Annotated in this window: 12 protein-coding genes; 9 read left to right on the top strand and 3 right to left on the bottom strand. The window is 72.9% G+C overall.

The features are described from left to right. Positions 1-79: 79 nt before the first annotated feature. Positions 80-2,998 (top strand): XRE family transcriptional regulator, encoded by a 2,919-nt coding sequence (locus ACFV6E_RS32170; protein ID WP_385466413.1) that lies wholly within the window; start codon positions 80-82, stop codon positions 2,996-2,998. Between the two features lie 176 nt (positions 2,999-3,174). Then, positions 3,175-4,557 carry a lipocalin-like domain-containing protein gene (locus tag ACFV6E_RS32165; RefSeq protein ID WP_385175756.1) on the top strand — a complete coding sequence of 461 codons (1,383 nt, stop codon included), beginning with the start codon at positions 3,175-3,177 and terminating at the stop codon, positions 4,555-4,557. Between the two features lie 21 nt (positions 4,558-4,578). Here ACFV6E_RS32165 and ACFV6E_RS32160 read toward each other — a convergent pair whose 3' ends face one another. Further along, entirely contained in the window at positions 4,579-5,214 is a 636-nt protein-coding gene (locus ACFV6E_RS32160; RefSeq protein WP_385466410.1) for a TetR/AcrR family transcriptional regulator C-terminal ligand-binding domain-containing protein, read from the bottom strand. Between the two features lie 155 nt (positions 5,215-5,369). Here ACFV6E_RS32160 and ACFV6E_RS32155 point away from each other — a divergent pair, with 155 nt between their 5' ends. Next, entirely contained in the window at positions 5,370-6,119 is a 750-nt protein-coding gene (locus tag ACFV6E_RS32155; RefSeq protein ID WP_385175761.1) for an SDR family oxidoreductase, read from the top strand. A gap of 30 nt (positions 6,120-6,149) precedes the next feature. Here ACFV6E_RS32155 and ACFV6E_RS32150 read toward each other — a convergent pair whose 3' ends face one another. After that, complete coding sequence (locus tag ACFV6E_RS32150) at positions 6,150-7,055, bottom strand: Rieske (2Fe-2S) protein (RefSeq protein WP_385175763.1); 906 nt, start codon at positions 7,053-7,055, stop codon at positions 6,150-6,152. A gap of 91 nt (positions 7,056-7,146) precedes the next feature. Here ACFV6E_RS32150 and ACFV6E_RS32145 point away from each other — a divergent pair, with 91 nt between their 5' ends. The 6 genes from ACFV6E_RS32145 to ACFV6E_RS32120 all read left to right on the top strand — a co-directional run bounded on the left by ACFV6E_RS32145 (position 7,147) and on the right by ACFV6E_RS32120 (position 13,422). Beyond that, on the top strand, positions 7,147-7,917 hold the full coding sequence (locus ACFV6E_RS32145) for an AraC family transcriptional regulator (RefSeq protein WP_385466407.1): 771 nt from the start codon (positions 7,147-7,149) through the stop codon (positions 7,915-7,917). Positions 7,918-8,161: 244 nt separating this feature from the next. Further along, complete coding sequence (locus ACFV6E_RS32140; RefSeq protein ID WP_385466404.1) at positions 8,162-9,205, top strand: iron-siderophore ABC transporter substrate-binding protein; 1,044 nt, start codon at positions 8,162-8,164, stop codon at positions 9,203-9,205. Beyond that, complete coding sequence (locus ACFV6E_RS32135; protein WP_385466401.1) at positions 9,202-10,245, top strand: FecCD family ABC transporter permease; 1,044 nt, start codon at positions 9,202-9,204, stop codon at positions 10,243-10,245. The genes ACFV6E_RS32140 and ACFV6E_RS32135 overlap by 4 nt, the downstream gene beginning before the upstream one ends. Further along, positions 10,242-11,294 (top strand): FecCD family ABC transporter permease, encoded by a 1,053-nt coding sequence (locus tag ACFV6E_RS32130; protein ID WP_385177024.1) that lies wholly within the window; start codon positions 10,242-10,244, stop codon positions 11,292-11,294. Before ACFV6E_RS32135 ends, ACFV6E_RS32130 begins: the two co-directional genes overlap by 4 nt. Continuing rightward, on the top strand, positions 11,291-12,124 hold the full coding sequence (locus ACFV6E_RS32125; protein WP_385466398.1) for an ABC transporter ATP-binding protein: 834 nt from the start codon (positions 11,291-11,293) through the stop codon (positions 12,122-12,124). Before ACFV6E_RS32130 ends, ACFV6E_RS32125 begins: the two co-directional genes overlap by 4 nt. Beyond that, positions 12,121-13,422, top strand: coding sequence for an MFS transporter (locus ACFV6E_RS32120; RefSeq protein WP_385177027.1), 1,302 nt, complete (start codon positions 12,121-12,123; stop codon positions 13,420-13,422). Before ACFV6E_RS32125 ends, ACFV6E_RS32120 begins: the two co-directional genes overlap by 4 nt. Here ACFV6E_RS32120 and ACFV6E_RS32115 read toward each other — a convergent pair. After that, entirely contained in the window at positions 13,398-14,261 is an 864-nt protein-coding gene (locus ACFV6E_RS32115; RefSeq protein ID WP_385466395.1) for a family 16 glycosylhydrolase, read from the bottom strand. The genes ACFV6E_RS32120 and ACFV6E_RS32115 overlap by 25 nt on opposite strands. Between the last annotated feature and the right edge of the window lies 1 nt (position 14,262).

Here is a 14,262-nt window from a genome sequence, read left to right as displayed (position 1 = left end):
GCAGCACGCTGGGGGAGGGGGCCCACGGATGCCACGGGGAGAGCGGCCGCTGGACGCGGAGGGCGGGCCATTGCCCGAAATGGCCGCGCGATTGCGGGAATTGCGGCAGCGGGCCGGAAGTCCCACCTACCGCCAGCTCGCACAGCGTGCGCACTATTCGATCGCGGCGCTCTCCTCGGCCGCGGGCGGACGTCAACTTCCCACCCTGGCCGTGACCCTCGCCTACGTCCGGTCCTGCGGCGGTGACGAGGGCGAATGGGAGGCGATCTGGCGCCGGACGGCCGCCGCGTGCGCCGCCGCGAGCGCTCCCGCGGCGGCGGCCGCGGAGGACCGGCACGGGGACGGAGCCCGGCCGCCCTACGCGGGACTGGCCGCATTCGGGAGATCCGACGCCGATTTCTTCTTCGGCCGCGAGAAGCTCACCGGCACCCTGGTCGAACACCTGAAGGAGAAAAGGCTCCTTGTCCTGTTCGGGGCTTCGGGTTCCGGTAAGTCGTCGGTGCTGAACGCGGGCGTCCTTTCTGCGTTTTCCGGTGTTTCCCCGCTGGTTTTCACCCCCGGTCCGCATCCGCTGGAGGAATGCGCCCTCAGGCTGGCGGCCCGGGCCGGCGTGGCACCCGGCCCGGTGCGCGGCGAACTCGCGGCCGAGCCGCGCGCCCTGCACCGGATGGTGCGGCAGATCCTCGCCGGACGGCCCGCGACCGACGCTGCGACCGACGCCGCGACCGACGCCGCGACCGACGCCGCGACGGACCCGGAGGCGGACGAACTCCTCGTCGTGGTCGACCAGTTCGAGGAGGTGTTCACCGTGTGCCGCGACGCGCGGGAGCGGGAGCGGTTCGTCGCCTCGCTCGTACATGCGGCACAGGCCCCCGACAGCCGGACCCGGGTCGCCATCGCCGTACGGTCCGACTTCTACACCCACTGCACGAGGCTGCCCGCCCTGGTCGACGTCCTCGCCCACGCGCACCACCCTGTGGGCCCGATGACCTCCGAAGAACTGCGGGCGGCGATCGTCCGGCCCGCCGCCCGCGCCAGGCTGACCGTCGAGAGCGCCCTGCTGACGACCCTCACGGCCGACGCCCACGGCCGCCCGGGTGCGCTGCCCCTGCTGTCCCACGCCCTGCTGGAGACCTGGAGCCGGCGGCGCGGCAACGCCCTCACCCTCGCCGGATACCGGGCGGCGGGCGGCTTCGAGGGCGCGCTCACCCAGACCGCCGAGGCCTTCCACCGCGCCCTGAGCGACGACCGGCAGCAGGCCGCGCGACGGCTGTTCCTGCGGCTCGTCGCCCTGGGCGAGGGCACCGAGGACACCAAGCGCCGGGTGCCGCGCCAGGAACTCGACGACGGCCCCGACACCGCGTACGTCCTCGAACAGGCCACCCGCGCCCGGCTGTTGACCGTCGACGGCGACCACGTCGAGATCGCCCACGAGGCGCTGATCCGCTGCTGGACCCGGCTCGGCGACTGGCTCGACCAGGACCGCGACCAGGAACGGCTGCACCGCGCGCTCACCGAGGCCACCACCGCGTGGGAGTCCCTGGACCACGACCCCGACAGTCTGTACCGCGGGGTGCGCCTCGCCGCCGTGAAGGACCTGCCCCGGCAGGCGCTCACCGCCAGGGAACGCGCCTTCCTCGACGCGGGCGAGTCGGCGGCGGCGGAACAGCAGCGGCGCGGCCGCCGCCGGCTGCGCAGACTGCGCCGGCTGGTCGGTGCCCTGGTCGTCCTCCTGGTGTGCGCCGTGGCCGCCGCCGGTTTCGCCGTACGGGCCCAGCACACCGTCACGCGGCAGCGCAACGAGGCCGTCGTCCTGCGCGCCGCCGACGAGTCGGTACGGCTCAGCCCGCGCGATCCGTCCCTGGCCGCCCAGATCGCCCTGGCCGCCTACCACCTGGCCCCGCAGCAGCGGACGCGCGACGCCCTGCTCAGCGCCCTGTCCGTCGCACCGGCGGGCCCGCGACCGGTCGGGCACACACCGGCCGTGACCGCCGACGGCCGCACCCTGGCCATGGCCGACGGCTCCAGGATCGACCTGTGGAACATGGCCGATCCGCGGCGTCCCCGGCGGCTCGGCACCATCGGCGGCGACGGAGTCGGCCTGAACTTCATCGAGTTCACCCAGCGCGGCACCACACTGATCGGCGCGGACACCGAGCGCAGGCTCCGGCTGTGGGACGTGGCCGACCCCCGGCACCCCAGGCTCGTGGCGCAGCGGCCGACCGGACACTCCGAAGCCGTGTACTCCGTCGCCGTCCGCCGGGACGGGCGGATGGCCGCCACCGCCAGTTACGACGACACGGTGCGCCTGTGGGACACGACCGAACCGGCGCACCCCCGCGCCCTCGCCGTGCTGCCCGGGCACGCCGCCAACGTCAAGCCCGTGGCCTTCAGCCCCGACGGAAGAACCCTGGCCTCGGGCTCGGACGACCGGACGATCCGCATCTGGGACGTGACCCGCCCGCACCACGTCACCACCGTCGCCGTGCTGCGCGGACACCGGCACTTCGTCGACGCCCTCGCCTACAGCCCCGACGGCCGCACCCTGCTGAGCGGCAGCGACGACCGTACGGGCAGGTTGTGGGACCTCGGCCGGCTGCCCCGTTACCGGCGGCTGGGCGTGCTGGGGAGGCACGCCGACATCGTCGCCAACGTGGCCCTCGTCACCCACGGCCGGGTGGCGGTGACCGTCGGCGTGGACGGCGCGGTGAACGCCTGGGACGTGACCGACGCCGCGCACCCCGATCCGCTTGCCTTCCTCACCAACCCCGGCGGGTCGGTCAAGGAGGTGCGCCCCCTTGGCACGGACGGCACCGTGCTCACCGTGACCGCCCACCGCCTGGTCCAGGTCTGGTACACGGACATCCGCCGGGCGCTCGCCGAGGCCTGCGACCGCGTCCGCGCCACCATCAGCCGTGCCCAGTGGACCCGCCACTTCCCCCGCCTCGGCTACGCCCCGCCCTGCCCGCGCCGGACGGGGAACGACGCGCCGAAATGAGCGCTTTCGCCGTAGGGGCATAACCCGCCATTCCCACCGCAGCAAGCCCAAAGCGCCGTACCGACTGATATACCGATGGCGATTGGTGAACAGTGTGCAGCCAAGGCAGGCGACGGCCTCCTGAGCCGTCGACGGACACGATGGACACCTCGTCGAGTGCACGGGAGGACCCGGTCATGGACGAAGGCGAAACTCTGCACCAAGGCGCCGCGGCACCGTCGCGGCGCACGTTCCTGCGGGGCACCGCGACCGCGGGCATGCTCGTGGCGCTGCCGGGCGCGGCCCTGACGGCGTGCGGCGGCGGTGACGAGAAGGAGGGGGCGTCCCCGGCGCCCGCCACGACCACGTCGCCGACCCAGAGCGAGCTCACGGCCAACGGCTACGGGCACACCGACGCCGACTTCGCCCGGGTGGGCCTCAGGCGTGACTCCATCCAGACCTGGGAGGACGGCTACCGCACCGCCGCCCACAACGAGAACCCCGACGTCTTCGAGTGGTGGTACTCCGACTTCACCGGCGAGGACGGCACGGTCGTCTCCTTCACCCTGAGCACCCGCCTGGACGACGGCTTCGTGCCCGCGCCAGGACAGGCCGGACGCAAACCCAGGTCGAGCGTCACCGTGACCGATCCGGACGGCACCGGTCACGGCGGCGCCCGCGAGTTCGCCTGGGACGACTTCTCCAGCTCGAAGGACCGCTGCGACGTGCGCCTCGGCCCCTTCACCCTCTCCGGCGACCTCAAGACGTACCGGATGAAAGGCCAGTCGGGCGATGTCGGAGTCGACCTGACGCTGACCAGTCAGGTGCGGCCCTTCCGGCCGGGCACCGGCATCGTCTTCCTCGGCGACACCCAGCACTACTTCGGCTGGCTGTGCGCGGTGCCGTCCGGCACGGCCACCGGCACGATCACGGTGAACGGCAAGAAGCGCTCCTTCACCGGGCGCGGCTACCACGACCACAACTGGGGCAACAAGCCCTTCCCGTACGGTGTCGCGCACTGGCGCTGGGGCCGCGGCAACGTCGGCCGGTACGCGACGATCGGCGCCGACCTCCACCTGCGCAAGGAGTTCGGCTCCGCGACCGTGCCCGTCTTCCTCGTCGACGACACCAAGAGCGGCAAGCGCATGGTCGGCGCCTACTCGACCAAGACGGTGACGGCCACGGAGTCCGATCCGGAGCGGTACCCCGAGTCGGCCTACCCCAAGGAGTACTACAGCAGGGTCCGCTGGACCTACCGGAACGGCGGCGACCGGGCCGCCTTCACCTTCACCGACACCGACCAGCTCATCGTCAGCAGGCAGTACGTCACCGAGCCCACCCGGACCCAGCAGAAGGCGATGGCCGACCTGGGCATCGACGAGATCTGGTACACCCGCTACGCCACGAAGAACACCCTCCGGCTCAACCTGGCCGGCACCCGCACCTCGGGCAACGGCACGGGAACCCTCGAAGCGGCCCAGTTCGGACTGGGCGCCGCACCGTCCGGGAGCACCGCTTCCAGCAGGCCGTCCCCGACCACGCCGTCCCCGACGACGAGTCCTACGCGCAGCCTCCAGTGACGGATCGCCGGCGGGGTCGGGTCAGCCGGTGCCCTGCGCCGGGTCCGGGGCGACGCCCAGGAAGAGGTTGGCGACGAGCCGGTCCGCGAACTGAGTGGTCAGCGGCTGCGCGGGCATCAGCAGCCGGTGGTACGCGGCCCCCCAGAGCTGGTCGACGATCGTCTCCAGGTCGACCTCCGCACGGATCTGGCCGGCCTCCCGCGCGCGCGTGAGGCGTTCGACGGCGAGCCTGCGCCGTTCTTCGACGTAGTGCGTGGAGAGCGCCTCGGCCAGGTCGGGGTCGCCCTGGGCGGCGCCGACGATCCCGGAGATGGCGGGGCCGTTGCGGTTCAGGAGGTCGACGAACGCGTGCAGCTGCGTCGTCAGGTCGCGCCTGATGTCCCCCGTGTCGGGGAAGGCGAGGGTCTCTTCGAAGGTGTCGAAGTAGGCATCGAAGGCCAGGGCTCCGGGGGAGGGCCACCACTTGTAGAGGGTCATCTTGCTGACCCCGGCGCGGGCGGCGACCTTCGAGAAGGTCAGGGCGTGGACCCCCTCGGCGAGCAGCAGGTCGGCCGCCGCGGTCAGCGTCGCGTGGCGGACGTCCTCCGCCCGGCGGCGCCCGCGGCCCGGCTTGAGCGCGCCGGACCCCTCGGCGTCAGTTCCCTCCGTAGCCCCCATGCCTCTCCTCCTCGTCCGGCACGACCGGCCTGCCCGGCGCGGCCTCGATCCACGAGGGGCCAATTATATGGACTGGCCAGCCATATAGATATGGACTGTTGGTCTACATGCTGTTAGTGTACTCATCGTCCACAAAGACGAGAGGGAGAACAGCCATGACCGACATCCAGCAGCCCGCCACCCGTGTCGCCCTCGTGACCGGCGCCTCGGGCGGGATCGGCGGCGCGGTCGCGCGGGCCCTGGCCGCACAGGGCATGGCGGTCGTCGTGCACTACTCCGGCAGCGCCGAGCGCGCCCAGCAAGTGGTCAAGGCCGTCGAGGAGGCCGGCGGCACGGCCGTCGCCGCGGGTGGCGACATCGCGGACGAGACGGCGACGACGGCCCTCTTCGACATCGCCGAGGAGCGCTTCGGCGGGGTGGACGTGGTGGTCAACACCGCCGGGATCATGCTGCTCGCGCCGCTGGCCGAGATGGACCTGGCCGACTTCGACCGGATGCACCGGGTCAACGTGCGCGGCACGTTCGTCGTTTCCCAGCTCGCCGCCAGGCGGCTGCGCCCCGGCGGCGCGCTGATCAACTTCTCCACCTCCGTCACCCGGCTCCAGCAGCCGACGTACGCGGCCTACGCGGCGAGCAAGGGGGCGGTCGAGGCGATGACCCTCATCCTCGCCCGCGAGCTGCGCGGCCGGGACATCACCGTCAACGCCGTGGCCCCCGGGCCGACCGCGACGCCGCTCTTCCTGGACGGCAAGAGCCCCGAGCTGGTCGAGCGGATCGCCGCCGCGTCCCCGCTGGAGCGGCTCGGCACCCCTGAGGACATCGCGCACGCCGTGGCCTTCCTGGCCGGACCCGAGGGCCGCTGGATGAACGGCCAGGTCGTGTTCGCCAACGGGGGCGCGGCCTGACGGCCGGGGGCCTTCCTCCGGGCGCCTCGCTCAGCCGGCCCCCGGCAGCCAGGCCAGCAGGCGGCCGTTCTCGACCCGGGTCGAGAAGCGCGGCTGGGGAGCGGTTCCCGGGCCCGACATCACGGCGCCGTCCGAGAGGCGGAAGGCGGTGCTGTGCCAGGGGCACACCACGCAGCCGTCCGAGACCTCGCCCTCGTGCAGCGGTCCCGACAGATGGCTGCACCGGTCGGCGAGGACGTGCACCGAGCCGTCGGTGTCGCGCAGCACCACCAGCGGCACGTCGTCCGCCGTGCGCCGTACGAGCTGACCCACCGGCAGCTCGTCCACGGGCCCGAGGTCGTACGGCTCGGGGCTCAGCAGGTGCGGGACGGCCTCGGCCTGGTTGGTGCCGGCCGCCTGCCGGTGGGCGAGGTGACCGCCGAGCAGTCCGCCCGCCCCCGCCACGGTCACGCCCGCCAGCAGCAGCAGGCGCCCGCCGCGGCCGCGGACCCGGGCCAGCCAGGAGGCGCCGCACAGCGCCACGGCCGCCGCGTTCGCGGCGGCGTGCACCACCCCGGTCCGCATCTGCTGCTCGTGCAGCTCGGCCCAGTCCACCCAGCCGGCCAGCGCCGCGGGGAGCGCGGCGGCCGTGCCGACGCCGACGAGCACGGTGGCGCCGCGCCGGGTGCCGGGGAAGGCGTCGAGCACCGAGGCGGAGAGCCAGGCGCCCAGCGGCAGTTCCACCAGCGCGGGGTGCAGGGAGTGCCCCACGGGGCGGCCCCGCAGCACCTCCCGCGCCCGTCCCAGCGGCAGGGCGCGCACGGCCTTCTGCAGCGGGCTCGTCACGGTGTCCAGGGCGGAACTGCGTTCCAGCCGGCTCATCAGCTCGGCCGGCCAGGGGCCGCCCGGAAGGGGCGCGTCGTCGCTCCGCGCGCTGCGTGCGTCAACCTCGGCCATGGAGTCCGCCCTTTCGTCGGCTGGGAGCACCGGGCCCGGGTTCCCCGGGCCGGGAGAGGGCAATCACCTGGGCGATCAGTAGCCTGAGCGCATGCGTGTCACCAGGAATCTGCCGGCGGTCGCCGCGGGCGCGGTGGACGTGCCGTTCGTGATCAAGGGCTACGAGGAGGTCGTCGCCGCCGACACGGCGTGGAACGACCACTCGCACCCGTGGCACGAACTGCTCTGGAACGAGCGCGGCACGTCCACGGCGGTGGTGGGCTCCCGGGTGTGGTGCATCACCCCCACGCTCGGGCTGTGGATGCCGGCCGGGCGGCTGCACTCCGCCTCCGCGGTCGCGGGCACCTCCTACCGCGCGCACTTCTTCCGCCACGGCACCCTGTCGGCGCTGCCCGACGAGCCGGTGGGCGTGGAGATCACCCCGCTGCTGAAACTGCTGCTGGAGCGACTGGAGGAGGCGGACCTGTCGCCGCGTTCGCGGACGGTGACCGAGACGATGGTGCTCGACGTGCTGCGCCCGTCGCCGCGGGCGCTGCTGGTGCAGCTGCCGACCTCCGCGCTGCTGCGCCCGATCGTGGACGCGGTGCGGGCCGATCCCGCCGGCCGGCGGACGCTGACGGGCTGGGCCTCCGCCCTCGGGTGCAGTCCGCGCACGCTCACGCGCGCCTTCCGGGCCGAGACCGGTAGCAGTTACGTCCGCTGGGTCGCCTCGGTCCGCGCCCAGCACGCCGTGCGGCTGCTCGCGCGCGGTTTCGAGGTCGACGTCGTGGCCGACGCGGTGGGCTACCGCTCGGCGAGTGCGTTCGGGGCGGCGTTCCGGCGGACCACGGGGATGACGCCGGGCAGGTTCCGCGCCCACTGACCAGGGGTCTTTCCTGGCCCGGTCTGCGGGCCCGTACATCCGTCCGCGTGTCCCGATCGCTACAAGGGCTGTCGAAAAGGCTCGATTGATGCCGCCGCCCCGGCTCCATATGGTGTGCACAGGCAAGGCTTACCTAACTTGCTGTTGCACGTGCGGTGTCCCGCTCCGCGCCCCGCCGTCCGTGGCCCGGACGTGCGTTGGACGTGTGAGCCGGCGCCCTCGACCGAAAGTGGAACCCGGGTCTATGAGAACCCCACGCCTTCGCGCGCTCGCCCTCGCGGCGGCCCTCCTGTTCGGACTCACCGCATGTGGCGGCGAGTCCGGCGACAAGGACGACAGCAGTGCCGCCGCGGCCGGTGCCGACGGCCAGTTCCCCGTGACGATCAAGCATGCGCTCGGCACCACCGAGATCCCCGCCAAGCCCCAGCGCGTCGCCACTGTGAACTGGGCCAACGAGGAGGTGCCGCTCGCCCTCGGCGTCGTCCCCGTCGGCATGGCCAAGGCCAACTTCGGCGACGACGACGGCGACGGTGTGCTGCCCTGGACCGAGGCCCGGCTCAAGGAACTCGGCGCCAAGACGCCGGTCCTGTTCGACGAGACCGACGGCATCGACTTCGAGGCCGTCGCCGACACCCGCCCCGACGTCATCCTGGCCGCCTACTCGGGACTGACGAAGCAGGACTACGAGACGCTCAGCGAGATCGCGCCCGTCGTGGCCTACCCCGAGGCCGCCTGGGCGACCCCGTGGCGCGACATCATCCGCCAGAACAGCAAGGCCATCGGCCTGGCCGACAAGGGCGACGAGCTGATCGGCGACCTCGAGGGACAGATCGACAAGACCGTCGCCAAGTACCCCCAGCTCAAGGGGAAGTCGGCGATGTTCATGACGCACGTGTCGTCCAAGGACGTCAGCGAGGTCGGCTTCTACACCACCCACGACACCCGCACGCAGTTCTTCACCGACCTCGGCATGAAGATCCCGGCCAGCGTCTTTGGGCCGTCGGAGTCGACGACAAAGTTCGTGCTCACCAAGAGCGCCGAGCACATCGACGACTTCAACGACGTCGACATCATCACCGGTTACGGCGACGACAAGGGCGAGCTGCTGAAGGCGCTCAAGAGCGACCCGCTCACCTCGAAGCTGTCCGCCGTCAAGCGCGGCTCGATCTACCTGCTGCCCGGCAGCACCCCGCTGGCCACCGCCGCCAACCCCACCCCGCTGTCCATCCCGTACGTCCTGGACGACTACGTGGCAGCGCTCGCCAAGGCCGCGGACAACGTCAAGTGAGCGTGACCCAAGCCCCGCCCGCGCCGGACGCCGTACTGGTACGGCGTCCGGCGCGGACGCGCGTGACCTGGCTCCTCGTGGTCGCCGCTGCCCTGCTCGTGGCCATGGCCGCCTCCCTGGCGTTCGGCTCCCGCGACGTCGCCTGGTCCGACGTGTGGTCGGCGCTCGGCGGCGCGGACCACACCCTGGAGGAGGCGGCGGTCACCAAGCGCGTACCGCGCACGCTCCTCGCCGTCGCCGTCGGTGCCGCCCTCGGACTGGCCGGCGCGGTCATGCAGGGAGTCACCCGCAACCCGCTCGCCGACCCCGGCATCCTCGGCGTGAACATGGGCGCCTCCCTCGCCGTCGTCACCGCCATGGCCTACTTCGGCCTCGCGTCGGTGTCCGGCTACATCTGGGTGGCGATGCTGGGAGCGGCCCTGACCGCCGCATTCGTGTACGCCGTCGGCTCGCTGGGCCGCGGCGGCGCCACCCCGCTGAAGCTGGCCCTCGCCGGAGCCGCCACCTCGGCCGCCATCGCCTCGCTGGTCAGCGCCGTCGTCCTGCCGCGCAACGACATCTCCGACACCTTCCGGCTGTGGCAGATCGGCGGCGTCGGAGGCGCCTCCTACGCACAGCTCGGCACCGTGGCGCCGTTCCTCGGCGTCGGCTGCGTCATCTGCCTCGCCTGCGCCCGCGCCCTCAACTCCCTCGCCCTGGGCGACGAACTGGCCGCGGGACTCGGCGAGCGGGTGGCGCTGGTACGGGCCGCCGCCGCGCTCGGCGCGGTCGTCCTGTGCGGGGCGTCCACCGCGGTCGCCGGACCGATCGCCTTCGTCGGGCTCGTCGTACCGCACGCCTGCCGCCTCCTCGTCGGTGTGGACCACCGCTGGCTGCTGCTGTTCTCCGCGCTGAGCGGCGCCATCCTGCTGACGGCCGCGGACGTGGCGGGCCGGGTCGTGGCACGGCCGTCCGAGATCGAGGTGGGCATCGTGACCGCGCTGGTCGGCGCCCCCTTCTTCATCCACATCGTCCGCCGACAGAAGGTCAGATCCCTGTGAGCGTCCCTGCCGTTGCCGCCCCGTCCGCACTGCGGAGCGTCACCCGGGCGAGGGTGCGCGGCGCCCGCCGGCGGCGGCTGATCGTAGCGACGCTGCTCGTCCTCGTCGTCGCCGCGTTCGTCACCACGCTCATGGCCGGGCACACCTTCTACCCGGCCCGCGACGTGTGGCGGGTGGTCATGGGTGAGCAGGTGCCGGGCGCCTCCTTCACCGTGGGCCGGCTGCGGCTGCCGCGCGCGGTGCTCGCACTGGCCGCCGGGTTCAGCTTCGGCATCGCCGGTGTCACCTTCCAGACGATGCTGCGCAACCCGCTCGCCAGCCCCGACGTCATCGGCATCAGCAGCGGGGCGAGCGCGGCCGCGGCCGTCGCCATCGTCACCTTCTCGCTCAGCGAGACCGAGGTGTCCGTCCTGGCCATCGCCGCCGCGCTCGGGGTGGCGCTGCTCGTCTACACCCTGGCGTTCCGCGACGGGGTGGCCGGCACCCGGCTCATCCTGATCGGCATCGGCATCGCCGCCCTGCTCGACAGCGTCACCTCCTACGTGCTTTCCCAGGCCGCCGAATGGGACCTCCAGGAGGCGACCCGCTGGCTCACCGGCAGTCTCAACGGCACCACCTGGGACGACACCGTGCCCACCGTCGTCGCCGCGCTCGTGCTCAGCCCGGTGCTGCTGTCCAAGGCCCGCGACCTGAGCGCGCTGCGGCTGGGCGACGACACGGCGTCGGCCCTCGGCGTCCGCGTCGAACGCACCCGCGTCACGGTCATCGTCGCCGCCGTCGGCCTGATCGCGTTCGCCACGGCCGCCGCAGGACCCATCGCCTTCGTCGCCTTCCTCTCCGGCCCGATCGCCGCCCGTCTCGTCGGCACCGGCGGGTCCCTGCTGGTCCCCGCCGGGCTGGTCGGCGCCCTGCTCGTCCTGGTCGCCGACTTCACCGGCCAGTACGCCTTCGACACCCGCTACCCGGTGGGCGTCGTCACCGGCGTCCTCGGCGCCCCCTACCTCGTCTACCTGATCGTCCGCACCAACCGGGCCGGAGGCTCACTGTGACCGCGTCCCACACCCTCGCCACCGAGGACCTCACGCTCGGCTACGGCGACCGCGCCGTCATCGAGGGCCTGGACCTGACCCTCGCGGCCGGAAAGATCACGGTGATCGTCGGCGCCAACGCCTGCGGCAAATCAACCCTGCTGCGCTCGATGTCCCGGCTGCTCACCCCGCGCACCGGCAGGGTCGTCCTCGACGGCAAGGAGGTGCACCGCGCCCCCGCCAAGGAACTCGCCCGCACGCTCGGCCTGTTGCCGCAGTCGCCGGTCACGCCCGAAGGCATCACGGTCCTCGACCTGGTCGGCCGGGGACGCCACCCCCACCAGCGGGCCTTCTCCCGCTGGACGGCCGAGGACGACGCCGCGGTCACCGCCGCCCTGGCGGCCACCCACACCACCGACCTGGTGGACCGGGCCGTCGACGAACTCTCCGGCGGCCAGCGCCAGCGCGTGTGGATCGCCATGGCCCTGGCCCAGCAGACCGACCTGCTGCTGCTCGACGAACCGACCACGTTCCTCGACATCAGCCACCAGATCGAGGTACTGGACCTGCTCACCGACCTCAACCGGACCCGCGGCACCACGATCGTGATGGTCCTGCACGACCTGAACCTGGCCGCGCGCTACGCGGACCGGCTCGTCGCCCTCGCCTCCGGTCGGCTGCACGCCGCCGGAACACCCGGCGAGGTGATGACCGAGGACACCGTCCGCGCCGTGTACGGCATGGACAGCCGCGTCATCGAGGACCCGCTCTCCGGCAAACCGCTCGTGCTGCCCATCGGCCGTCATCACTCGACGGCCGCGGCCGAGCGTCAGGAGGCCCCCGCCTCATGAGTCCCAAGCTCACGGCACTGCTGCCCGACCTCGCGCCCTGGCGCTCCTCACGCGATTTCCGCCTCCTGTGGGTGCAGGGCCTGGTCACCTACCTCGGCAGCGTCATGGCACTCATCGCGCTGCCGCTCCAGATCAAGGACCTGACCGGCTCACCGCTCGCGGTGGGCGCGATGGGCGCCGTCGAACTGGTCCCGCTGGTCGTCTTCGGCCTGTACGGCGGGGCGCTCGCGGACGCCGTCGACCGGCGCAAGGTGATCGTGCTGACCGAGGCGGGCCTCGGACTCCTCGCGGTCGTCCTGCTCCTGAACGCCCTGCTGCCGCACCCCATGCTGTGGCCTCTGTACGTCGTCGCGGCCGGAGTCGCGGCCCTCGCCGGACTGCAACGCCCCGCGATGGACTCGCTGATGGCCCGCATCGTCCCGCATGACCAGCTCGCCGCGGCGGCGGCCCTCAACGGACTGCGCTGGAACGCCGCCGCGATCGGCGGGCCCGCGCTGGCGGGCCTGGTGGTGGCGTACGCCGGCAACGTCCCCGCGTACGCCACCACGGTGGTCTCCTTCGCCGCGTCGGTCCTGATGTGCCGCCGGCTCTCGTCCGTGCCGCCCGTCGACCCGGCCGCGAAACCGTCGTGGCGCGGCATCGCCGAAGGCGCCCGGTACGCGTGGTCGCGGCCGGTGCTCCTCGGCACCTACGCGGTCGACCTGGCGGCGATGTTCTTCGCCTTCCCGAACACGATCTTCCCGTTCCTCGCCGACGAGCTCGACGCCGAATGGTCGCTCGGCCTGATGTACGCGGCGGGCTCCGTCGGCTCGCTGGTGGTCAGCCTGACCAGCGGCTGGGTGTCACGGACCCGGCGGCACGGGCTGCTGGTGGTGTGCGGCGCCGCGGGCTGGGGCCTGGCCATCACGGCGGCCGGCTGGACCTCGCGCATCTGGCTGGTGCTGCTGTGCCTGGGCCTGGCGGGCGCGGGGGACATGCTGAGCGGTCTGGGCCGCTCGACCATCTGGAACCAGACCATCCCCGACCGCCTGCGCGGCCGGCTCGCCGGGATCGAGGTCCTCTCCTACAGCATCGGCCCGCAGCTCGGACAGGTCCGCGCCGGGGCGATGGCCGGCTGGACCGGCGCCCGCCCGGCGATCTGGACGGGCGGCCTCGCCTGCGTCGCCACGGTGGGCCTGCTCACCGCCGCGCTGCCGAAACTCCTCACCTACGACGCCCGGACCGACGCCGACGCCGAGGCCCGCCGCCGCGCGGGCCAGGACACCGTGCCCGCTCAGGTGCCGGAGCCCTCGCCGTAGAAGCGCACGTAGTCGACGGTCATCGTCGCGGGGGACGGCGTCGAGTCGTCGGGCGGGCCGGGCCAGTCGCCGCCGACGGCGACGTTGAGCAGCAGGTGCATGTCCTGCTCGAAGACCCAGTCGTCGGGGTCGGGCAGCTTCGACGGCGTCAGGGTGAAGTACGGCTTCCCGTCCACGGACCAGGTGATGCGGCGCCGCTGCTTGTCGACGGCGTAGGTGTGGAACGCCCGCGACGCGTCGGCCGGGAGGGTGGTGGAGGCGCCGATGCCGTTCTCGTTGTAGTAGCTCGGGCCGTGCGCGGTGCCGTACACCGTGCGCGGTTCCGAGCCGACCACCTCGCAGATGTCGATCTCGCCCTGTCCGGGCCATTCGACTCCGTTGTTGCCCAGCATCCAGATGGCCGGCAGCAGTCCCGTGCCGGTGGGTGTCTTCGCGCGGATCTCCGCGCGGCCGCGGGTCAATGAGACCTTCCCCTCGGTGGTCAGACGGGCCGACGTCCAGGGGCAGAAGTCCTGGGTCCAGCACGGCAGCTCGGAGCCTTCCGGGGCCGGCTTCGCGGAGATCAGCAGGTGACCCGCGCCGTCCAGCGCGGAGTTGGCCGCGTCGTCCGTGTAGTACTGCAACTCGTTGTTGCCCCACCCCTCGGCGTCCCGGTTGCCGGTCTCGGTGTTCCAGGACTCCCCGGCGGGGCGGGTGCCCGCCGCGTCGTCGAACTCGTCCTGCCAGAAGGGCTCTTCGGCGGCGGCCGGGGAAGCGCGCGGGTCCGCCGGAGCGGAGGCGCAGCCGGACAACAGCCCGCCCAGCGCCAGCACGAGAGCCAGGCGGGTACGTCGGTTCATC

Origin of the sequence: Streptomyces sp. NPDC059785 (assembly GCF_042732375.1) — a bacterium.
Lineage (GTDB): Bacteria > Actinomycetota > Actinomycetes > Streptomycetales > Streptomycetaceae > Streptomyces.
This window is presented reverse-complemented; position numbering and strand designations above follow the sequence as displayed.